The organism is Pseudomonas sp. UMAB-40 (genome assembly GCF_900095275.1).
Taxonomy (GTDB): Bacteria; Pseudomonadota; Gammaproteobacteria; order Pseudomonadales; family Pseudomonadaceae; genus Aquipseudomonas; species Aquipseudomonas mandelii_B.
This window is the reverse complement of the sequence record NZ_LT607554.1, coordinates 243,842-265,916: the sequence shown is the minus strand read 5'-3', so window position 1 is coordinate 265,916 and position 22,075 is coordinate 243,842. Positions and strand designations below refer to the sequence as shown.

Here is a 22,075-nt window from a genome sequence, read left to right as displayed (position 1 = left end):
GGTCAAGCTTAGGAGTCCGATAGGGAGCTTCGCAAATGACCTAAGGAGAGTTCTGATGGCAAAGCGTATCCAGTTCCGCGCCCATGGCGGCCCCGAAGTGCTCGAGTATGTCGATTATCAACCCGCCGAGCCCGGGCCCCAGCAGGTTCGCGTGACCAACAAAGCGATAGGCCTGAACTTCATCGACACTTATTACCGCAGTGGTCTCTATCCGCTGCCCGCCCTGCCATCGGGCCTGGGCTCGGAAGGTGCAGGCGTGGTCGAGGCAGTCGGCAACGAAGTGACCCGGTTCAAGGTCGGCGATCGTGTGGCTTACGGCAGCGGCCCGTTGGGCGCCTATAGCGAGGTTCACGTTTTGCCGGAGGCCAACCTGGTGCACTTGCCGGACGCCATCAGTTTCGAACAGGCCGCCGGTGTGATGCTCAAGGGCCTGACCGTGCAGTACCTGTTGCGTCAGACGTATGAACTCAAGGGTGGCGAAACCATCCTGTTCCATGCCGCTGCGGGCGGTGTCGGGTCCCTGGCCTGCCAATGGGCGAAGGCCTTGGGGGTGAAGTTGATCGGCACGGTCAGCTCGCCGGAGAAAGCCGCACTGGCCAAGGCCAATGGCGCGTGGGCGACCATCGATTACAGCCATGAAAACGTCGCACAACGGGTGCTGGAATTGACTGACGGCAAAAAAGTCCCGGTGGTGTACGACGGCGTCGGCAAGGACACCTGGCTGACGTCACTCGATAGCGTTGCGCCACGGGGTCTGGTGGTGAGTTTCGGCAATGCGTCTGGCGCAGTGGACGGGGTGAACCTGGGGATTTTGTCGGCAAAAGGCTCGTTGTACGTAACCCGGCCGACGCTGGCGACCTACGCCAATAACGCGCAAAACCTGCAACGCATGGCGGACGAGCTGTTTGAGATGATCGTCAGCGGCAAGCTCAAGGTGGACATCAGCCAGAAGTATCCGTTGGCTGAGGCAGCGAAAGCGCAGACCGAGTTGTCGGCGCGGCGTACCACTGGCTCGACTGTTTTGTTGCCTTGATGACGGCATCGCGGGCAAGCCCGCTCCCACAGGTCCGAGTCGTATACACATTATGTGAACGACCAATATCTTGTGGGAGCGGGCTTGCCCGCGATGGGCGCACCTCGGTCTCAATCCGGGCGAATGACGTTCCCGGTCGCCAGATCGCGAATCACGCTCGGATTCTTGCGCCCCCCCAGATTCCCGCCCAACACGTATTCCACTTGCCCACGGAAATACTGCTCGACGCGAAGACGCGTCCGCGCCGCCGGCCGACCCTGAGGATTAGCCGAGGTCGACACCAGCGGCCCGACCACCGCGCACAAATCCCGCACCAACGGGTGGTCGCTAACGCGCAGCGCCACGGTTTCATGCACGCCGGTAATCCACTGCGGCAACAGATTCTGATGCGGCACCAGCCAGGTATTTGGCCCCGGCCACGTGCTGGCCATACGATCCATCCACAGTTCCGGGAAGTCTTCGAACAGGAAGTCGAACTGACGAATATTGTCGGCCACCAGGATCAGGCCCTTTTCCACAGACCGGCCCTTGATCATCAACAGACGATAGACCGCTTCTTCGTCCCACGGATCGCAACCCAGGCCCCAGACCGCTTCGGTTGGATAGGCAATCACTGCCCCTGCGCGAACGGCTTGTGCGGCTTGTTGCACGCGCCAATTGTTGACCATGAAAAACTCTCCGGAATAAGGCTCTGCGCAGTTTACCGATCTTCCTTATAAAACCTAGCTCACCCGCGCAAACCAGCGCCCGCTTTCGCACACCGCCCGGCCGTCCATTTCCAGCTCCGTCAGCGCTGCCAGCACTTTGGACAAGGCCCAGCCACTGCTGACCGACAACGCTTCGCTGGTGTGGGGCGCGGCGTGAAGCAAAAGGAGCAGTGGATGAGTAGGTGTTTGCAGCGTCTCTGTGGATAGCGCCAGCCGTTGCCAGCCGCGCAAGGCTTCGAGGATATGCTCGGTAGTTTCCACCAGCACCGCACCGTCGCGGATCAATTGATGACAACCCTTGGCGCCAGGGTGGTGGATCGACCCTGGAATCGCGTACACCTCGCGTCCTTGTTCCGCCGCCAGCCTCGCCGTGATCAATGAACCGCTGGCGACACTCGCTTCAACCACCAGCACGCCGAGGGATAAACCGCTGATGATCCGGTTACGCCGAGGGAAGTTTCCGGCACTGGGGCCGGCGTCCAGCGGAAACTCGGAAAGCACTGCGCTGCCCGACGCAATCATGGCGTCGGCCAGCCGCCGATTGCGCTGTGGATAAAACTTTTCAAGTCCCGTGCCAAGTACCCCGACCGTTCGCCCGCCCACGTCCAGCGCGGCTTGATGCGCGGCGGCATCGATGCCAAGCGCCAGGCCGCTGGTGATGATGAAACCGGCGCCGGCCAGGCTGCGCGAAAACGCCGCTGCGGTGTCCATACCCGGTCGCGAAGCCCGACGACTGCCGACCATCGCCAGTTGCGGTTTTTCCAGAATGTCGGGATCGCCTGCCACGAACAACAGTGGCGGCGCATCGCTGATTTCCGCCAGCAGCGCGGGGTACTCCGGCTGGTCCCACATCAGCAAATGCTGGCCCGGACGCTCTAGCCAGGCCAATGCGTGGGCCGCGCCATCGCGCACTTCATTGGCGCGCCGTGCTTCACCGCACGCCACCGGCAAGCCCAGCGAACGCCAGGCGCTGGCAGGCGCGCTGATGGCTTTGGACGCCGAGCCGAAGGCTTCAAGCAATTTCTTGAAACGCGCCGGGCCAAGTTCCGGCAAACGATGCAGACGTAAACGAGCTTCCAGTTCCGCAGGGGAAACCGGTGTAACGGTAGACAGCGACATGGATCATCCTTGATCGTTATGAGCCCCGTTCAAACGGGAATAAGCTGTGGATAACTCTGTTGGTAACTTGTGGAGCCTGCTTACGGATTTCGCACCTTATCCATCACCGCCAGCGAGCGCGATGCGTTGAGTACCAGCCCGTAACTGAGTTTGTCGTAAGTGCGGAACACCATCAGCAAACCGGCACGCTCATCGGGGATTTTCAGCGGCTGGCCAGTGATCCGGTCGCGCACGGTTTCACCGGTTTTCATCACCACCAGCACATTGCCTTCGGCCAGGCCATCGCGCTGACCTTTGTTCAGGGTCACGACATCCAGCGCGCCAATCTGGGTAACCCCGCGCGGCACATCGATGATCAAGCCATTAATTTCGGTTTTTGGCGCGCTGGGCATGAAGGTCGAGTTGATCGAGCGTTCCTCGCCACTGAACAGCCGGTCGCCAAGACGCACTTCCTGAGTCGTGCGTTGCAGTGCCAGGGTGGCGACGTCGCCTTTGGTGGCCACAATCTCGCCACCGCCGATGTCATCAGCATTGATGCCCAAAAATTCTTTGCTATCGGGATCGGTGTAGACCTTGCCCTGGCGGAAGATGCCGTAGACCGGCTGGTTCGGGTCGAAATGGCCACGGGCGAAAATGCGGTCACCGGTACCGCTGAGCACGCGTTCGGCATCGCCAGCGACGATGTAGGGCGCCTTGTCGAAGTCCTCGACCTTGTCGACGATGCGGTTGCTCAACAGAAAGCTGTTGATCGATTGCAGCGGAATGCTCGGGATCGCATCGGCCACCGGCGAGCTGCGCACCCGAGGCGAGAGCTTTATGGTGCCGCGCGAAGCTCCGCGATTGAGGGTCAGGCGCGGCTGGCCGTTGACATAGACCAGCGACAGCGAGTCGCCGGGATAGATGAGATTGGGGTTTTCGATCTGTGGATTGGCCTGCCACAGCTCTGGCCACTTCCACGGCTCCCGGAGGAATTTTCCGGAAATGTCCCAGAGTGTGTCACCCCTCACCACGGTGTATTGCTGTGGAAAACCTTCCTTGAGTTGCACTTGCCCGTGCGCCAAACCGGCCGAGGCCAGAAGGAGCAAGGCGAGTAGTGATTTCCTCATGCGGTGAATCCCTTTATTATGTGCGTTCGCGTGAAACGCCAGAGCCCTCGTGGCTCGCTCCTGACGCTTTGATAAAAGAAAAGGAGCTACGCTTCACAACGGTAGCCTGCATCTTCGGACCTGCCAGGCCATCGACCCGACTTTACCTCACACGTGCAGCAATTAAGCTTATGGCCATTTTAGACATCCTCGAATTCCCCGACTCGCGCCTGCGCACTATCGCCAAACCTGTGGCCGTAGTGGACGACGAAGTGCGTCAGTTGGTCGATGACATGTTTGAAACAATGTATGAAGCGCCAGGCATCGGCCTCGCCGCGACCCAGGTCAACGTGCACAAACGTATCGTCGTGATGGACCTCTCCGAAGACCGTAGCGAACCACGGGTGTTCATCAACCCCGAGTTCGAGTCGTTGACCGACGAGATGGAGCAATACCAGGAAGGCTGCCTCTCGGTGCCGGGCTTCTACGAAAACGTCGATCGCCCGCAGAAGGTCAAGGTCAAGGCCCTGGACCGTGACGGCAAGCCTTACGAACTGATTGCCGAAGGCCTGCTCGCCGTGTGCATCCAGCATGAATGCGACCACCTCAACGGCAAATTGTTCGTCGACTACCTGTCGAACCTCAAACGCGACCGAATCAAGAAGAAACTGGAAAAGCTCCATCGCCAGAACGCTTGATGCCCTTCTTTCAAAGGCTTGCTGCGGCAAGCCTTTTTCTTTTCAGAGATTGCTCCCATGACTGAGCCACTGCGCATCGTCTTTGCCGGCACCCCGGAATTCGCCGCCGAACACCTCAAGGCCCTGCTCGCCAGCCCTTACGAAGTCGTCGCGGTTTACACCCAGCCGGATCGTCCGGCGGGCCGTGGGCAAAAGCTGATGCCAAGCCCGGTCAAGCAACTCGCGCTGGAAAACAACATTCAGGTGTTGCAGCCGCCGACGCTGCGCAACGAAGACGCCCAGGCTGAACTGGCCGCACTCAAGCCGGACTTGCTGGTGGTGGTCGCCTATGGCTTGATCCTGCCGCAAGCGGTGCTGGATATTCCGCGCCTGGGTTGCATCAACAGCCACGCTTCGTTGCTGCCGCGCTGGCGCGGGGCGGCGCCGATCCAGCGTGCGGTCGAAGCGGGCGACAGCGAAAGCGGCGTGACCGTGATGCGCATGGAACTTGGCCTCGACACCGGGCCGATGCTGCTAAAAGTCACCACGCCGATCACCGCCGAAGACACCGGTGGCAGCCTCCACGACCGTCTCGCCGAAATGGGTCCACCGGCCGTGATCCAGGCGATTGCCGGCCTCGCCGCCGGAACGCTGGAAGGCGAAGTGCAGGATGACAGTCTTGCCACCTACGCTCACAAATTGAACAAAGACGAAGCACGCATCGACTGGAGCCGTCCGGCGGTTGAGCTGGAACGCCTGGTCCGCGCCTTCAACCCGTGGCCGATCACCTATAGCACGCTGAACAGCGAAGCGCTGAAAGTGCTGGCCGCGAGCCTCGCCGAAGGGCAGGGCGCACCGGGGCAAATCCTCAGCGCCAGCAAGGACGGCTTGATCGTCGCCTGCGGTGAGCAAGCACTTTGTCTGACTCGTCTGCAATTGCCCGGCGGCAAGGCGCTGAACTTCAGCGACTTGTTCAACAGCCGTCGTGAGAAATTCGCCGTCGGCACCTTGCTCGGTCAAGCGGCGGACGCTCAATGAATCCACGTCTGGCCGCCGCCAAGGCACTCGCCGCTGTTCTTAACGGAAAAGCCTCACTCAACAGTTCGTTGCCGCCACAAATGGACAAGGTTGAAGACCGTGATCGCGGCTTCACTCAGGATCTGGCGTTTGGCACCGCGCGCTGGCAGCCACGTTTGTCGGCGCTGGCGGCCAAGTTGCTGCAGAAGCCGTTCAAGGCTGCGGACGCCGATGTCGAGGCGCTGCTGCTGGTCGGCCTCTATCAACTGCTCTACACCCGCGTCCCGGCCCACGCCGCCATTGGCGAAACCGTCGGTTGCGCCGACAAGCTGAAAAAGCCTTGGGCCAAGGCTTTGCTCAATGCCGTGTTGCGCCGCGCCCAGCGGGAAAGCGAAGCGCTGCTAGCCGAGCTGGAACACGACCCGGTGGTTCGCACCGCGCACCCGCGTTGGCTGCAAAAATCCCTCAAGGCATTCTGGCCTGAGCAGTGGGAATCCATTTGCACAGCGAACAACGCGCATCCGCCGATGATTCTGCGAGTCAACCGCCGCCACCACACTCGCGACGCTTACCTTGGGCTGCTGACTGAGGCCGGCATCGCCGCTACGCCATGCGTTTACAGTCAGGACGGCATCATCCTCGAAGCCGCCGCCGACGTGCGCAGCCTGCCAGGCTTCGCCGAAGGCTGGATCAGCGTGCAGGACGAAGCGGCGCAACTGGCCGCCGATCTGCTCGACCTCGCACCAGGACAACGGGTACTGGATGCCTGCTGCGCACCGGGCGGCAAGACCTGCCACATCCTCGAAGCCGAGCCAAAACTGGCGGGTGTCGTGGCGGTGGATCTGGAAGCCAAGCGTCTGGTGCGCGTGCGCGAGAACCTCGCACGCCTGGGCCTGAGCGCCGAACTGATCGCCGCCGACGGCCGCGACACCGCGACCTGGTGGGACGGCAAACCCTTTCAGCGCATTTTGCTGGACGCGCCATGTTCGGCCACCGGCGTGATCCGACGTCACCCCGACATCAAGCTGACTCGCCAACCGGATGACATCGCTGCACTGGCGGTGCTTCAGGGCGAGCTGCTGGATGCCCTGTGGATAACTTTGGAGGTTGGCGGGATTTTGCTTTACGCCACCTGCTCCACGCTGCCGACCGAGAACACCGAAGTCATCGAAGCTTTCCTAGCCCGCACGCCGGGTGCCCGTGAATTGGACCTCGCCACGGCGGCCGGCATCAAGCAACCTCACGGTCGCCAGTTGCTGGCCCAGGAAGGTGGCCACGACGGGTTCTACTACGCCAAGCTGATCAAGATCGCCGCCCCGCGCGGTTAATGGGTTTAAAGGGAGTGACTGGATGAAAATCATCATCCTCGGCGCAGGGCAGGTCGGCGGTTCGCTGGCAGAACATCTGGCCAGCGAGGCCAATGACATTACCGTGGTCGACACTGACGGCGAACGCCTGCGTGACCTCGGCGATCGGCTGGACATCCGCACCGTTCAGGGCCGCGGCTCGTTGCCGACGGTGCTGCGTCAGGCCGGCGCGGACGACGCCGACATGCTGGTGGCCGTGACCAACAGCGACGAAACCAACATGGTCGCCTGTCAGGTCGCCCACACCCTGTTCCATACTCCGACCAAGATCGCCCGGGTCCGCGAAGCCGCGTACCTGACGCGCTCCGAGCTGTTCGATAACGAAGCGATTCCGGTGGACGTGCTGATCAGCCCGGAACAAGTGGTCACCAATTACATCAAGCGCCTGATCCAGCATCCGGGCGCATTGCAGGTGATCGATTTCGCCGAAGGCAAAGCACAACTGGTGGCGGTGAAGGCCTACTACGGCGGACCGTTGGTGGGCCAGCAACTGCGTCAGTTGCGTGAACACATGCCGAACGTTGAAACCCGCGTCGCCGCAATTTTCCGCCGTGATCGGCCGATCCTGCCCCAGGGCGATACGGTGATCGAGGCGGATGACGAAGTGTTCTTCATCGCCGCCAAGGCGAATATTCGCGCGGTGATGAGCGAGATGCGCCGTCTGGATGAAACCTACAAACGCATCGTCATCGCCGGTGGCGGGCAGATCGGTGAGCGTCTGGCCGAGGCGATCGAAAGCCGTTATCAAGTGAAGATCATCGAGATGAACCCGGCCCGCTGCCGCCATCTCTCGGACACCCTCGACAGCACCGTGGTGTTGCAGGGCAGTGCCTCCGACCGCGACTTGCTGATGGAAGAGAACATTGCCGACGCGGATATTTTCCTGGCCCTGACCAACGATGACGAAGCCAACATCATGTCCTCGCTGCTGGCCAAGCGCTTGGGCGCGAAGAAGGTGATGACGATCATCAACAACCCGGCTTACGTGGATTTGATCCAGGGCGGCGATATCGACATCGCCATCAGCCCGCAACTGGCAACGATCGGCACGCTGCTGGCCCACGTGCGGCGCGGCGACATCGTCAGCGTGCACTCATTGCGCCGCGGCGCGGCGGAGGCCATCGAGGCGATTGCCCATGGTGATGAGAAGTCGAGCAAGGTCATCGGCAAGGCGATTGAGAACATCGGTTTGCCGCCGGGGACGACCATTGGCGCAATCATTCGTGATGAAGAAGTGATCATTGCGCATGACGACACGGTGATCGCGGCGGGCGACCATGTGATTTTGTTCCTTGTGGATAAGAAGCATATTCGGGATGTGGAAAAGCTGTTTCATGTTGGGCTCAGCTTCTTCTGATCCGTGATTGGGGGCGACGGGAGTGGCCTCTTCGCGGGCAAGCCCGCTCCCACAGGTTCTCGGTCGTGTACGAATTTTATGTTCACTGAAGATCACTGTGGGAGTGGGCTCACCCGCGAAAGCGATCTCTATGATACGTAGCCCTCCCTGACACACCTCACAAGGAATCCACCATGCTCGAATCCCTGGAAAAAATGCTCGCCAAGGGTGTGGATAACTCATTGCTACGCTTCGGCTTGGGCAAGGGTTATCTGGATCTTGGGGAAAACGCCAAGGCCGCCGAGCATTTCCAGCGCTGCGTCGAGTTCGATCCAAAGTATTCGGCCGCCTGGAAGCTCTTAGGCAAAGCCCATCTGGCGCTGGCCGACTTTCCATCTGCGCGTCAGGCGTGGGAGCAAGGCCTGGAAGCCGCCCGCGCCCATGGCGACAAGCAGGCAGAGAAAGAGATGACGGTGTTTCTGAAGAAGCTTGAGCGCCAGGCACACTGATCAGAGGTAGCGCAGGCCGATACCATCGGCGTCGACCAGCACCACTTCCATGCGCACTCGCGGCGCACCTGTGGGTAAGTCTTGCACCTGTCCGTACACGACCGCGCCTTTAGGCAACGACGACAAGCCTGGATGCTTGACGTAGACGCCCGTCGTCGAGAGGTTGCGGGTCTGGCCCAGGCATTCGCCGAAGCTTTCGTGAGTGATCTTGATGCGAAACGATTTGCGGTGTTCGGACATCTTTTGCGCCCTTGCTGAACGTGGGTTGTGGATAACGCGAACCTGTAGGAGCGAGGTCAGGTTATCCACAGATCATGCCAATCAACTCAATACCAACGCTCTTCACCCGGTGGCCGCTTCTTGAAGCGCTTCATGCTCCACATGTACTGGCTCGGATACGCCCGCACATAGCGCTCGACTACCTTACTCATGGCCGCGCAGGACGTCTCGGTATCGGTGCTGTACATGGCCTCTGGCGCGGCTTCCAGGATCACTTTGTAACCTGAACCGTCCGGCAGCCGCAGGGCATGCAGGAACACGCCGACCGCTTTACCGCCGGCGAGCATGTTCGGTACGAACTTGCTGGTCAGCGCCTGGGTGGCGAAAAAAGGTACGAAAATCCCGGCGGATTCGGCCGGTTCCGGGTCAGCGGGAATGCCCACTGCACCACCTTTGCGCACTTCCTTGATGACGCTGAGGATGCCTTCCTTGGTGGAAGCGGCCACGCGGTTGCCCAATTGCACGCGCTGTTTGCGCAGCAAATCATCCACCGCTTTCAGTTTCGGCGGTCGGTAGAAAATGATCGGTTTGCACTGGTTGCAATAGAAGTGGTTCAACACTTCCCAGTTGCCCAGGTGACTGGTGATGCCGACCACGCCTTTACCGGAGGCTAGGGCGTCCTTCAACACGTCGAGCCCTTCGACTTCACGTACCAGGTCGATGGAACGCTGGGCCGGCCAGATCCAGGCGCAGGCGCTTTCGGTCAGGGACTTGCCGATGTCTTTCAGGCTCTGGCCGACCAGACGCTCGCGTTCAGCCGGGTCCATTTCGGGGAAGCACTTGGCGAGGTTGATCCGCACCACATCGCGGGAACGGTTGGGGGTTTTCCACATGACCCAGCCAATGGCCGAGCCCACGGCTTGCACCGCCCGCCACGGGAGCAGGGCAAACAGCCGCAGAGCGCCTACCAGCAAGGCGCCTTTAAACTTATCCACAGGTCACTCCTGATCTTGTGCTGTGCGCGAGGCGGCCATTCTAACCGCCGTTGGCGAGCTGAGCGTAGCGGTCGCAGTCTTGCGTATGGTCCATGACCATGCCCGAGGCCTGCATCAGCGCGTAGCAAATGGTCGGACCGACGAACGTGAAGCCGGCCTTTTTCAGGCCTTTGCTCATCTCCACCGCAGTCGGCGTGACCGCCGGCACCTCGGTGCGATCCTTGAAATGATTGATCAAGGGCGTTCCGCCGACGAAGGACCAGAGAAATGCTACCGGGTCCTCCAGCGCCAGCCAGGCCTGGGCGTTGCGACGGGCCGCATTGAGTTTGAGGCGATTGCGAATGATGCCCGGATCGAGCATCAATTCATCGATTTCCGCGTCGCTCATCTGCGCCACCCGTTGTACGTCGAAGCCGAACAATACCTCGCGATATCGCTCACGTTTACGCAGCACGGTGATCCAGGAAAGGCCAGCCTGGAACCCTTCGAGCAAAAGCAACTCGAACAAACCCTGCGCATCGCGTAGCGGCGTGCCCCACTCCTGATCGTGATAAGCCATGTACAGCGGATCTTCGGAACACCAAAAGCAGCGTGGCATAAGGCTCCAGGGGGCGTGCGCAGGACCGAATCGGGTATACTCCCGCTCTTTAAATCGCAGCCCAAGAAACAGGTGAATTTCGTGAGCCAGCCTACGCCAGCCGTGCGTACCTTCCAAGACTTGATCCTCGCCCTCCAGCAATACTGGGCCGAGCAAGGTTGTGTGGTACTTCAGCCCTACGATATGGAAGTAGGCGCCGGCACTTTCCACACCGCTACATTCCTGCGCGCCATTGGCCCGGAAACCTGGAACGCCGCTTATGTGCAGCCCAGTCGTCGCCCGACTGACGGCCGCTACGGCGAAAACCCGAACCGTCTGCAGCACTACTACCAGTTCCAGGTAGTCCTGAAGCCGAACCCGGACAACTTCCAGGAACTGTATCTGGGCTCCCTCAAGCACGTCGGCCTGGACCCGCTGGTCCACGACATCCGCTTCGTCGAAGACAACTGGGAATCGCCGACACTGGGCGCCTGGGGTCTGGGCTGGGAAGTCTGGCTCAACGGCATGGAAGTGACGCAGTTCACTTACTTCCAGCAAGCGGGCGGCATCGAGTGCTACCCGGTGACCGGCGAGATCACTTACGGTCTCGAGCGTCTGGCCATGTACCTGCAAGGCGTGGACTCAGTCTATGACCTGGTCTGGGCTGACGGCCCAATGGGCAAAGTGACCTACGGCGACGTGTTCCACCAGAACGAAGTGGAGCAGTCGACCTACAACTTCGAACACGCCAACGTCGAGAAGCTGTTCGAACTGTTCGATTTCTATGAAAGCGAAGCCAAGCGCCTGATCGAACTCGACCAGCCGCTGCCATTGCCGAGCTACGAAATGGTGTTGAAGGCCTCCCATACCTTCAACCTGCTGGATGCACGCCGGGCGATTTCGGTGACTGCGCGTCAGCAATACATCCTGCGTGTGCGCACCCTGGCGCGTTCCGTTGCGCAAGCCTACCTGCTGGCTCGCGCCAAGCTGGGCTTCCCGATGGCGACCCCGGACCTGCGTGACGAAGTACTGGCCAAGCTGGAGGCTGCACAATGAGTGCTCAAGATTTTCTGGTTGAACTGGGCACCGAAGAACTGCCACCCAAAGCCCTGAACACCCTGGCCGACGCGTTTCTGGCCGGTATCGACAAGGGCCTGCAAGCCGCTGGCCTGAACTACGAGACCAAAACCGTCTACGCCGCACCACGTCGTCTGGCTGTGCTGATCACCTCGCTGGCCACCCAGCAACCGGATCGCAGCATCAACCTCGACGGCCCTCCACGTCAGGCCGCGTTCGATGCCGAAGGCAACCCGACTCAAGCGGCCCTGGGCTTCGCCAAGAAGTGCGGCGTCGACCTGAGCGAAATCGATCAGAGCGGCCCGAAACTGCGCTACAGCCAAAGCATCGCCGGCAAACCGACCGCGAGCCTGTTGCCGACCATCGTTGAAGATTCGCTGAACGACCTGCCAATCCCGAAGCGCATGCGCTGGGGCGCTCGCAAGGAAGAGTTCGTTCGCCCGACCCAGTGGCTGGTGATGCTGCTCGGTGACCAAGTCATCGATTGCACGATCCTCGCCCAGAAGTCCGGCCGCGACTCCCGTGGTCACCGCTTCCATCACCCGGAAAGCGTGCGCATCACTTCACCTGCCAACTACCTGAGCGACCTGCGTGCCGCTTACGTACTGGCCGACGCCAACGAGCGTCGCGAACTGATCAGTAAGCGCACCGAAGAGCTGGCGACGATGCAGGAAGGTACTGCCATCGTTCCCCCAGCCTTGCTTGATGAAGTGACCGCGCTGGTTGAATGGCCGGTGCCGCTGGTGTGCTCGTTCGAGGAACGTTTCCTCGACGTGCCGCAAGAAGCCCTGATCACTACCATGCAGGACAACCAGAAGTACTTCTGCCTGCTGGATGCCGACGGCAAGTTGCTGCCACGTTTCATCACCGTGGCCAACATCGAAAGCAAAGACCCGCAGCAGATCATCGCCGGTAACGAGAAAGTGGTTCGCCCACGCCTGACCGACGCCGAGTTCTTCTTCAAGCAAGACAAGAAGCAGAAACTCGAAGACTTCAACCTGCGCCTGCAAAACGTGGTGTTCCAGGAAAAACTGGGCAGCGTCTACGACAAGGCCGAGCGCGTTTCCAAACTCGCCGCGTTCATCGCGCAACGCATTGGCGGCAACGCAGCCTGGGCTTCCCGTGCCGGCCTGCTGTCCAAGTGCGACCTGTCGACCGAAATGGTCGGTGAGTTCCCGGAAATGCAAGGTGTCGCCGGTTACTACTACGCCCTCAACGACGGCGAGCCGGAAGAAGTCGCTCTGGCACTGAACGAGCAGTACATGCCGCGCGGTGCCGGGGCTGAATTACCGACCACCCTGACCGGTGCGGCCGTGGCCATCGCTGACAAGCTCGACACCCTGGTCGGCATCTTCGGTATCGGCATGCTGCCAACCGGTAGCAAAGACCCGTATGCCCTGCGTCGTGCTGCACTCGGCGTGTTGCGCATCCTGATCGACAAGAAGCTCGACCTCGACCTGAACGACGCCGTGGCATTCGCGGTGAATGCGTTCGGTGCCAAGGTCAAGGCTGCCGGCCTCAACGATTCGGTATTGGAATTCATCTTTGACCGTCTGCGTGCCCGTTATGAAGACGAAGGCGTGGACGTCGGGACTTACCTGTCGGTCCGTGCCCTGAAGCCGGGTTCTGCCTTGGACTTCGACCAGCGCGTTCAAGCCGTGGAAGCGTTCCGCAAATTGCCGGAAGCCGCAGCCCTGGCCGCCGTGAACAAACGCGTTTCGAACTTGCTGAGCAAGGTCGAAGGCTCCATTCCTTCGGTCGTGGAAGCCAAGTATTTCGACAACGCCAACGAGTTCTCCCTGTACTCGGCGATCCAGCAGGCTGACCAGGCTGTGCAGCCAATGGCCGCTGCGCGTCAGTACAGCGAATCGCTGGCACGTCTGGCTGCCTTGCGCGAGCCGGTTGATGCGTTCTTCGAGGCCGTGATGGTCAACGCTGAAGACGCCAAGGTCCGCGCCAACCGTTACGCATTGCTGGCACGCCTGCGTGGGCTGTTCCTCGGCGTTGCCGACATTTCGATGCTGGGCTGAGGGACTGCTGTTGAAACTGCTGATTCTCGATCGGGACGGGGTGATCAACTACGACTCCGACGCTTACATCAAGTCGGTGGAGGAGTGGATTCCGCTCCCCGGTTCGATCGAAGCCATTGCGCAGTTGAGCAAGGCCGGCTGGACGGTGGCGGTGGCTACCAACCAGTCGGGCATCGCTCGTGGCTATTACGACATCGCGACCCTGGACGCCATGCACGAGCGCTTGCGCTCGTTGGTGGCAGAGCAGGGCGGCGAAGTCGGGCTGATCGTCTACTGCCCGCACGGGCCGGACGACGGCTGCGATTGCCGCAAGCCAAAACCCGGGATGTTGAAAACCATCGCCGCTCATTACAACGTATCGCTGACTCATCTATGGTTCGTCGGCGATACCCTTGGTGACCTGGAAGCCGCCAAAGCCGTCGACTCTCAACCAGTTTTGGTAAAGACCGGGAAAGGCGAAAAGACTCTGGGCAAGACCCTGCCGGTGGGCACCTTGATTTTTGACGATCTTGCGGCGATTGCCGCAGAACTTATCCACAATTAGAGTGCTTCGATTGTTCCTGACCAAGGATTGATCGGGAGTGCGCTTGAATAGGCGGGCAGTGCCCGCAACGGTAAATGTCGCCATGTCGATACTGCAGGCCATCAGAACCTTCCTCTTTTACCTGCTGCTGGGCACCAGCTCCTTGCTTTGGTGCAGCCTGAGCTTTTTTATCGCGCCGTTTCTGCCGTTCAAGGCGCGGTATCGCTTCATCAACGTGTACTGGTGCCGCTGCGCCTTGTGGCTGAGCAAAGTCTTTCTGGGCATCAGCTACGAAGTGAAGGGCGCCGAAAACGTGCCGGACCAGCCTTGCGTGATTCAGTCGAACCACCAAAGCACTTGGGAGACCTTCTTCCTCTCCGCCTACTTCGAGCCGTTGAGCCAGGTGCTCAAGCGCTCATTGCTGTTCGTCCCATTCTTCGGCTGGGCCATGGCCATGCTGCGACCGATCGCCATCGACCGCGACAATCCGAAAGCCGCGCTCAAGCATGTGGCGAAGAAAGGCGATGAATTGCTGAAGGATGGCGTCTGGGTGCTGATCTTCCCCGAAGGGACTCGCGTTCCGTATGGCACCATCGGCAAGTTCTCACGCGGTGGCACCGCGTTAGCGGTCAATGCCGCACTTCCAGTCCTGCCAATTGCGCACAATGCGGGCAAGTTCTGGCCGAAAACCGGGTGGCTAAAGAAGCAAGGCGTCATCACCGTCATCATCGGCGAGCCGATGTACGCCGTGGGCAGTGGGCCGCGCGCCATTGCCGAGCTGAATGACCGGGTGCAGAGCTGGAACGAGCAGATGCAGCGGGAAATGGGTTCGCTTCCAGCCGCTCCTGCGGCCCCCTCGGCCAACGATCAAGTGGCTGTCTGAGATTCTGTGGATAACCTGTGTACCGTTTTACCGAAAATTAACGTTTTATGAACATATCTTTATGATTTATATACATATTTCTTAAGCTCATAAAACTTGGGAAATGGTGCATAAGTTTTTTTCGGGCGCAAAAAAACCGGCTGATATAGCCGGTTTTTTTATGCCCGCGATTTGTGATGATTTTTGTTCTGAGGACATTTTTGAAGATGAAAAAAAAGCCAACGCTGAGCGTTGGCCTTTTTCGTTTGGCAGGTCCGCTACTGGATCAGAAGTCCAGGTTGGACACCGCCAGGGCGTTGCTTTCGATGAAGTCACGGCGAGGTTCGACCGCATCACCCATCAGGGTGTTGAAGATCTGGTCTGCGCCAATGGCGTCTTCGATGGTCACTTTGAGCATCCGGCGCTGGCTTGGGTCCATGGTGGTTTCCCACAGCTGATCCGGGTTCATTTCGCCCAGACCTTTGTATCGCTGGATGGTGTGACGCTTGGTGCTTTCAGCCATCAGCCATTCAAGGGCTTCCTTGAACTCGGTGACCGGCTTCTTGCGCTCGCCACGCTGGATGTACGCACCGTCGTCCAACAAAGTGCTCAGTTGAGCGCCCAGCGATACAACGGTTTTGTAATCGTTGCTGCCGAAGAAGTCACGGTTGAAGGTGACGTAGTTCGACAGACCGTGGGAGATCAGTTCGACCTCTGGCAGCCAGACGTTACGTTCACGGTCTTCACGCAGGCTGGCTTTATAGACCAGGCCAGACTTCTCGACAGTGCGCAGACGAACTTCGTACTGGGCCATCCAATCCTGCATCGCTGCGTGATCGGACAATTGCTCCAGGCTGACAGCCGGCAGGTAGATGAAGTGCTCGGTCAGTTCCTGTGGGTACAGGCGCGACAGACGCTTGAGGGTCTTCATTACCAGACGGAAGTCATTCACCAGACGCTCGAGGGCAGGTCCGGAAATACCCGGGGCATCCTCGTTCAAGTGAAGGCTCGCGTCTTCCAGGGCCGACTGCGTCATGTACTCTTCCATGGCGTCGTCGTCTTTGATGTATTGCTCTTGCTTGCCTTTCTTGACCTTGTACAGCGGCGGCTGCGCGATGTAGATGTAGCCGCGCTCGATCAGCTCCGGCAACTGACGGAAGAAGAAGGTCAGCAGCAGGGTACGGATGTGCGAACCGTCGACGTCAGCATCGGTCATGATGATAATGTTGTGGTAACGCAGCTTGGCGATGTTGTACTCGTCGCGGCCGATGCCGCAGCCCAGGGCGGTGATCAATGTGCCCACTTCTTGCGAAGAGATCATCTTGTCGAAACGCGCCTTCTCGACGTTCAGGATCTTGCCTTTCAACGGCAGGATGGCCTGGGTGCGACGGTTGCGACCCTGCTTGGCGGAGCCGCCAGCAGAGTCACCTTCCACGAGGTACAGTTCGGAAAGGGCAGGGTCTTTTTCCTGGCAGTCAGCCAGTTTGCCCGGCAGGCCGGCGATATCCAGCGCGCCTTTGCGACGGGTCATCTCACGGGCTTTACGCGCCGCTTCACGCGCACGAGCCGCGTCGATCATCTTACCGACGACCAGTTTGGCTTCGTTCGGGTTTTCCAGCAGGAAGTCGGAGAAGTACTTGCCCATTTCCTGTTCGACCGCGGTCTTCACTTCGGAAGACACCAGCTTGTCTTTGGTCTGGGAGCTGAACTTCGGATCAGGCACTTTTACCGAGATGATCGCGGTCAGGCCTTCACGGGCATCGTCACCGGTGGTCGCGACTTTGTGCTTCTTCGCCAGGCCTTCCGCTTCGATGTAGGTGTTCAGGTTACGCGTCAGTGCGGAGCGGAAACCCACCAAGTGAGTACCGCCATCGCGCTGTGGAATGTTGTTGGTGAAGCACAACAGGTTCTCGTTGAAGCTGTCGTTCCACTGCAAGGCGATTTCCACGCCGATGCCGTCTTCGCGCTGGATGTTGAAGTGGAACACCTGGTTGACCGGAGTCTTGTTGGTGTTCAGGTATTCAACGAACGCACGCAGGCCACCTTCGTACTTGAACAGCTCTTCCTTACCGCTGCGTTCATCCTTGAGGACGATACCGACACCGGAGTTGAGGAAGGACAGTTCACGAATCCGCTTGGCCAGGATGTCCCAGCTGAAGTGAATATTCTTGAAGGTCAGATCGGATGGTTTGAAGTGAATCTGGGTGCCGGTGGTTTCGCTCTCACCGACGATTTTCATCGGTTCTTTCGGAACACCGTGAATGTACGTCTGTTCCCAGATCTTGCCGCTGCGGCGAACGGTCAGGACCAGCTCTTCAGACAGGGCGTTGACCACCGAAACACCTACACCGTGCAGACCGCCGGATACTTTGTAGGAGTTGTCGTCGAACTTACCGCCGGCGTGCAGCACGGTCATGATGACCTCGGCCGCGGAAACGCCTTCTTCTTTGTGCACGTCTACCGGGATGCCACGGCCGTTGTCGCGAACGGTGATGGACTCATCCGGGTGGATGATGATGCTGATATCGTCGCAGTGGCCAGCGAGCGCTTCATCGATGGAGTTGTCGACTACCTCGAAGACCATGTGGTGCAGACCGCTACCATCGTCGGTGTCACCAATGTACATACCGGGACGTTTACGGACGGCATCCAGGCCTTTCAGCACTTTAATGCTCGTTGAGTCGTAGGTATTCGTATTTTCTTCGCTCAATGCCTTCACTCCCGATGGTCGTGGGTCTGGGTGATACGGCCCTGTTCCACGTGGAACAGAGCGACTGGCGTTTCCGTCTGCCAGCCGTCCCTCAATAATTCGTGATCTACACAGGTGATAAACACCTGGCAGCGTAAGTCTTCCAGCAAGCGGCAAAGCGCGCGACGGTGGTGCTCGTCCAATTCAGACGGCAGGTCATCCACCAGATAAATACACTGACCACGTCGGGCCTGGCTCACCAGATGCCCTTGGGCAATCCGCAATGCACAGACCACCAACTTCTGCTGACCACGGGACAAGATGTCCGCGGCGTTATGTGCGCCCAATCTAAGTCGCAAATCAGCACGTTGTGGTCCGGCTTGGGTATGACCCATTTGCTGATCCCGCTGAAGGGACCCGGCGAGCACTGCACTTAACTCCCGGTCCTTGTCCCAACCGCGGTAATAGCTGAGCGTCAAACCCTCGAGCTCAACCAGTTCGCTCAAGGTCTGTTCAAAGACTGGTTTCAAGGCTTTGATGTAAGCGCGGCGGTATTCATCTATTTCAGCGCTGGCCTGGCACAGTTCCCTGTCCCAAACCGCTTGCGAAACGGCGTCAAGTGTACCATGCCGCAGCCAAGAGTTTCTCTGGCGCAGGGCCTTCTGCAAGCGCTGCCAGGTGGACATGAATCGCGGTTCCACGTGGAACACGCCCCAGTCTAGAAACTGCCGACGAATCTTCGGCGCGCCTTCCAGCAGGCGGAAGCTGTCCGGGTTAATCAACTGAAGCGGCAGGATCTCTGCCAGTTGCGCCGCACTGCGGGCATTCTGGCCGTCTATACGAATCTGGAACTCCCCCTGCCGGTCGCGAGATATCCCCAAGGCGCTGTGTCCGCCCTCGGCCAACTCAACCTGCCCAAACACCGTGCACGCCAGTTGCTCGTACTGAATGACGGGCAACAATCGGGTGCTACGAAACGAACGGCCAAGCCCCAGCAGGTGAATGGCTTCCAGAACACTGGTTTTGCCGCTGCCGTTGGCGCCGTAAAGAATATTGATTCGGGGGGAGGGGGAGAAGGTCACCGGGTGCAGATTGCGCACCGCGGTGACCGAGACGCGACTTAAAGACATCTAGCTTCTGCTGAGCATGATTACAGACGCATCGGCATGACAACGTAGGCCGAGTCGTCGTTGTCGGACTCTTGCACCAGCGCACTGCTGTTCGAGTCGGACAGGATCAGGCGAACCTGCTCGGTCGTCATCACGCCCAGCACGTCGAGCAGATAGCTCACGTTGAAACCGATTTCCAGATTGCCGCCGTTGTACTCAACGCCCACTTCTTCTTCAGCTTCTTCCTGCTCCGGGTTGTTCGCCTGGATCTTCAGCTGACCGTTGGCCAATTGCAGTCGGATACCGCGGTACTTCTCGTTGGACAAGATCGCTGTACGGCTGAACGCTTCACGCAGGGCTTGGCGATCACCGAGTACCAGCTTGTCGCCGCCTTTTGGCAGAACGCGCTCGTAGTCAGGGAATTTGCCGTCGACCAGTTTCGATGTGAAGGTGAACTCGCCAGTGGTCGCGCGGATGTGGTGTTGACCCAGCACGATGCTGACGATGCCGTCCGGCTCGGTCAGCAAACGCGCGAGTTCAAGGATACCCTTGCGCGGCACGATGACCTGGTGACGATCCGGCTGACCGATATCGGCCTTCATCGAGCACATGGCCAGACGGTGACCGTCGGTGGCTACAGCGCGGATGATGCCTTCGGACACTTCCAGCAGCATGCCGTTCAGGTAATACCGCACGTCCTGCTGGGCCATAGCGAAGCTCGTGCGTTCAATCAAACGACGCAGTTTGCTCTGCTCCAGGCTGCAAGTCAGCGACCCTGGGCCTTCTTCGACCGTAGGGAAATCGTTGGCCGGCAGGGTCGACAGGGTGAAGCGGCTACGGCCGGCCTTCACAACGAGCTTCTGCTCGTCGACCTTGATGTCGATCAGCGCGTCGTTCGGCAAGCTCTTGCAGATGTCCATCAGCTTGCGCGCAGGCACAGTGATGGAACCTGGGTCCGCAGGCTCTTCGAGTTGCACACGACCGACCAGCTCGACTTCCAGGTCGGTACCGGTCAGCGACAATTGCTGGCCTTCGACAACCAGCAGCACGTTGGAGAGCACCGGCAAGGTCTGTCGGCGCTCGACGACGCCTGCGACCAGTTGCAGGGGTTTCAACAGGGCTTCGCGTTGAATGGTGAAATGCATGGTCTAGTCCCTTGCCTTAATAAGCTGCGCTGGTGTTCATCAAGTGGTCAGTGTACGCAGCAGGTTCTTGTAGTCCTCGCGGATGTCCGCGTCGGATTCCTTAAGTTCGTTGATCTTGCGGCAGGCGTGCAAAACGGTCGTGTGGTCGCGGCCGCCAAACACATCGCCGATTTCCGGCAGGCTGTGGTTAGTCAACTCTTTGGACAACGCCATTGCAACCTGACGCGGACGTGCAACCGAGCGTGAACGACGCTTGGACAGCAGATCGGAAATCTTGATCTTGTAGTACTCGGCGACCGTGCGCTGAATGTTATCCACAGAGACCAGTTTGTCTTGCAGCGCCAACAGGTCTTTCAGGGATTCGCGAATCAATTCGATGGTGATGTCGCGGCCCATGAAGTGCGAGTGGGCGATCACGCGTTTAAGCGCGCCTTCCAGCTCACGGACGTTGGAGCGGATACGCTGGGCAATAAAGAACGCCGCATCGTGTGGCAGATCGACTTTGGCCTGATCGGCCTTTTTCATCAGGATCGCGACACGGGTTTCCAGCTCCGGCGGCTCGACGGCAACCGTCAGGCCCCAGCCGAAGCGGGATTTGAGGCGCTCTTCAAGGCCTTCGATTTCTTTCGGGTAGCGGTCACTGGTGAGAATGACCTGCTGGCCACCTTCAAGCAGGGCGTTGAAGGTGTGGAAAAACTCTTCCTGGGAGCGCTCTTTGCGGGCGAAGAACTGAATGTCATCGATCAGCAACGCATCGACCGAACGGTAGAAGCGTTTGAACTCGTTGATCGCGTTCAGCTGCAGGGCCTTGACCATGTCGGCGACGAATCGCTCCGAGTGCAGGTACACGACCTTGGCATTCGGGTTCTTCTTTAATAGATGGTTACCCACAGCGTGCATCAAGTGGGTCTTACCCAAGCCGACGCCGCCATAAAGGAAGAGCGGGTTGTAACCGTGCTTGGGGTTGTCCGCGACCTGCCAGGCCGCAGCCCGGGCCAGCTGGTTGGACTTACCCTCGACAAAGTTTTCGAAGGTGAAGGTGCGGTTCAGGTAACTGGTGTGCTTGAGCGCGCCTTCGACTTGCACCGTGCGCTGCTCGGAGCGAATAGGAGCCTGTTGCGAGCTGGCACCAGCCATCGGGTCGAAGCTGTCGCGAGACGGCTCTTCACTGACCTCGGCCACTTTTTGTGTCGCACGCTTGGTCGGTGCGGCGGTCTGGGTTGGCGCTGGAGCGCTGACAGGCGCTTGAGCGGCCTGAGCGTGGGAAGCCGCGGCGGCCAACGGTGCATTCGGTGCCGCACGCGGTGCCGAACTGCGTTTGCTGCCTATTAATAAGGAGAGCGCAGGCGCCATGCCATTGCCATGCTCATCCAGCAGTTCAAGGACGCGGCCCAGGTACTTTTCGTTGACCCAGTCGAGAACAAAACGATTCGGTGCGTAGACACGCAACTCGTCGCCTTCGGCTTCGACCTGTAGTGGACGGATCCAAGTGTTGAATTGTTGGGCAGGCAGCTCATCGCGCAAAAGCTCCACGCACTGCTGCCAAAGTTCCACTGACACGGATATCCCCTAAGTTGAAAGCCGGTGAGGCAAAAACAAGCGGCCATTGTAGCGGCCAGACGCCCACTTATCCACATGCAGGTTGCGCACAGGCCATGAATTATCAACGCGTTAACCGCCAAAAAGGCGACCAATGGTATGTGCATAAGCTCTGTGGATAACCGCCCATGAGGGCACTGGACAAGTGGAGGTGAAACTCGGTGGATAACCTGCCTGTGGATAACCAGCCATTCCACACACAGCTTATCCGACAGTGCAGCACAGGCTGCCCCCTGTTTTCCACCGTAGTTGTCATTCTCTGTACAGCACGGAATAGAAGGGCAAAAGGTAGTTATCCACAGATGATCGCCTCCCTAGCTTTTATAAGCTTTACAGAAAAGCTTTAAATAACTTCCTTCTTTATTTCTATATCTAGCGAAGACCTGCGGACGAGAAAACG

General features: G+C 59.3%; 20 protein-coding genes. 10 read left to right on the top strand and 10 right to left on the bottom strand.

Annotated elements, in window-relative coordinates; all coding sequences use genetic code 11:
• The first annotated feature begins 55 nt into the window (after positions 1–55).
• Positions 56–1,033 (top strand): NADPH:quinone reductase, encoded by a 978-nt coding sequence (locus tag K0F88_RS07655; RefSeq protein ID WP_219094727.1) that lies wholly within the window; start codon positions 56–58, stop codon positions 1,031–1,033.
• Between the two features lie 110 nt (positions 1,034–1,143).
• Here the strand turns inward: K0F88_RS07655 and K0F88_RS07650 are convergent, their stop codons facing one another.
• The 3 genes from K0F88_RS07650 to K0F88_RS07640 form a co-directional block, all read right to left on the bottom strand.
• Positions 1,144–1,701 carry an L-threonylcarbamoyladenylate synthase gene (locus K0F88_RS07650; RefSeq protein ID WP_219094726.1) on the bottom strand — a complete coding sequence of 186 codons (558 nt, stop codon included), beginning with the start codon at positions 1,699–1,701 and terminating at the stop codon, positions 1,144–1,146.
• Positions 1,702–1,755: 54 nt separating this feature from the next.
• Positions 1,756–2,859: a DNA-processing protein DprA gene (gene dprA, locus K0F88_RS07645; protein ID WP_094469840.1), complete on the bottom strand. Its 1,104-nt coding sequence runs from the start codon at positions 2,857–2,859 to the stop codon at positions 1,756–1,758.
• Positions 2,860–2,939: 80 nt separating this feature from the next.
• Positions 2,940–3,965, bottom strand: coding sequence for a LysM peptidoglycan-binding domain-containing protein (locus tag K0F88_RS07640; RefSeq protein ID WP_094469841.1), 1,026 nt, complete (start codon positions 3,963–3,965; stop codon positions 2,940–2,942).
• Between the two features lie 170 nt (positions 3,966–4,135).
• Between K0F88_RS07640 and def the strand changes: the two genes are divergently transcribed.
• From def to K0F88_RS07615, 5 genes are all read left to right on the top strand, one after another.
• A complete protein-coding gene (gene def, locus K0F88_RS07635; RefSeq protein ID WP_109627010.1) occupies positions 4,136–4,642 on the top strand; it encodes a peptide deformylase in 507 nt (168 codons plus the stop codon).
• 57 nt (positions 4,643–4,699) lie between these two features.
• A complete protein-coding gene (gene fmt, locus K0F88_RS07630) occupies positions 4,700–5,659 on the top strand; it encodes a methionyl-tRNA formyltransferase (RefSeq protein WP_219094725.1) in 960 nt (319 codons plus the stop codon).
• A complete protein-coding gene (gene rsmB, locus K0F88_RS07625; RefSeq protein ID WP_219094724.1) occupies positions 5,656–6,966 on the top strand; it encodes a 16S rRNA (cytosine(967)-C(5))-methyltransferase RsmB in 1,311 nt (436 codons plus the stop codon). Before fmt ends, rsmB begins: the two co-directional genes overlap by 4 nt.
• Before the next feature lie 22 nt (positions 6,967–6,988).
• Positions 6,989–8,362, top strand: a complete 1,374-nt coding sequence (trkA, locus tag K0F88_RS07620) for a Trk system potassium transporter TrkA (RefSeq protein WP_150582220.1) — start codon at positions 6,989–6,991, stop codon at positions 8,360–8,362.
• A gap of 173 nt (positions 8,363–8,535) precedes the next feature.
• Positions 8,536–8,850 carry a tetratricopeptide repeat protein gene (locus tag K0F88_RS07615; RefSeq protein WP_219094723.1) on the top strand — a complete coding sequence of 105 codons (315 nt, stop codon included), beginning with the start codon at positions 8,536–8,538 and terminating at the stop codon, positions 8,848–8,850.
• Here K0F88_RS07615 and K0F88_RS07610 read toward each other — a convergent pair whose 3' ends face one another.
• The 3 genes from K0F88_RS07610 to tag all read right to left on the bottom strand — a co-directional run bounded on the left by K0F88_RS07610 (position 8,851) and on the right by tag (position 10,662).
• Positions 8,851–9,090 (bottom strand): PilZ domain-containing protein, encoded by a 240-nt coding sequence (locus K0F88_RS07610; protein WP_094469847.1) that lies wholly within the window; start codon positions 9,088–9,090, stop codon positions 8,851–8,853. It abuts the gene before it with no gap.
• Between the two features lie 86 nt (positions 9,091–9,176).
• Positions 9,177–10,064 (bottom strand): lysophospholipid acyltransferase, encoded by an 888-nt coding sequence (locus tag K0F88_RS07605; protein ID WP_219094722.1) that lies wholly within the window; start codon positions 10,062–10,064, stop codon positions 9,177–9,179.
• A gap of 40 nt (positions 10,065–10,104) precedes the next feature.
• Positions 10,105–10,662, bottom strand: coding sequence for a DNA-3-methyladenine glycosylase I (gene tag, locus K0F88_RS07600; protein WP_219094721.1), 558 nt, complete (start codon positions 10,660–10,662; stop codon positions 10,105–10,107).
• A gap of 81 nt (positions 10,663–10,743) precedes the next feature.
• Between tag and glyQ the strand changes: the two genes are divergently transcribed.
• The 4 genes from glyQ (at position 10,744) to K0F88_RS07580 (ending at position 15,154) form a co-directional block, all read left to right on the top strand.
• Complete coding sequence (glyQ, locus tag K0F88_RS07595; protein WP_008155694.1) at positions 10,744–11,697, top strand: glycine--tRNA ligase subunit alpha; 954 nt, start codon at positions 10,744–10,746, stop codon at positions 11,695–11,697.
• Positions 11,694–13,748, top strand: coding sequence for a glycine--tRNA ligase subunit beta (gene glyS / locus K0F88_RS07590; protein WP_219094720.1), 2,055 nt, complete (start codon positions 11,694–11,696; stop codon positions 13,746–13,748). The genes glyQ and glyS overlap by 4 nt, the downstream gene beginning before the upstream one ends.
• Positions 13,749–13,752: 4 nt before the next feature.
• Positions 13,753–14,292 (top strand): D-glycero-beta-D-manno-heptose 1,7-bisphosphate 7-phosphatase, encoded by a 540-nt coding sequence (gene gmhB, locus K0F88_RS07585; protein ID WP_167362290.1) that lies wholly within the window; start codon positions 13,753–13,755, stop codon positions 14,290–14,292.
• A gap of 82 nt (positions 14,293–14,374) precedes the next feature.
• Positions 14,375–15,154 (top strand): 1-acyl-sn-glycerol-3-phosphate acyltransferase, encoded by a 780-nt coding sequence (locus tag K0F88_RS07580; protein ID WP_219094719.1) that lies wholly within the window; start codon positions 14,375–14,377, stop codon positions 15,152–15,154.
• Positions 15,155–15,419: 265 nt separating this feature from the next.
• Here K0F88_RS07580 and gyrB read toward each other — a convergent pair whose 3' ends face one another.
• Genes gyrB through dnaA form a run of 4 tightly spaced genes read right to left on the bottom strand, consistent with a single transcriptional unit; the run spans position 15,420 to position 21,636 of the window.
• On the bottom strand, positions 15,420–17,843 hold the full coding sequence (gyrB, locus tag K0F88_RS07575) for a DNA topoisomerase (ATP-hydrolyzing) subunit B (RefSeq protein ID WP_219094718.1): 2,424 nt from the start codon (positions 17,841–17,843) through the stop codon (positions 15,420–15,422).
• 5 nt (positions 17,844–17,848) lie between these two features.
• A complete protein-coding gene (gene recF, locus K0F88_RS07570) occupies positions 17,849–18,952 on the bottom strand; it encodes a DNA replication/repair protein RecF (protein ID WP_219094717.1) in 1,104 nt (367 codons plus the stop codon).
• 20 nt (positions 18,953–18,972) lie between these two features.
• On the bottom strand, positions 18,973–20,076 hold the full coding sequence (gene dnaN / locus K0F88_RS07565; protein WP_008155702.1) for a DNA polymerase III subunit beta: 1,104 nt from the start codon (positions 20,074–20,076) through the stop codon (positions 18,973–18,975).
• A 39-nt stretch (positions 20,077–20,115) separates the two neighbouring features.
• Complete coding sequence (dnaA, locus tag K0F88_RS07560) at positions 20,116–21,636, bottom strand: chromosomal replication initiator protein DnaA (protein ID WP_219094716.1); 1,521 nt, start codon at positions 21,634–21,636, stop codon at positions 20,116–20,118.
• Positions 21,637–22,075 lie beyond the last annotated feature (439 nt).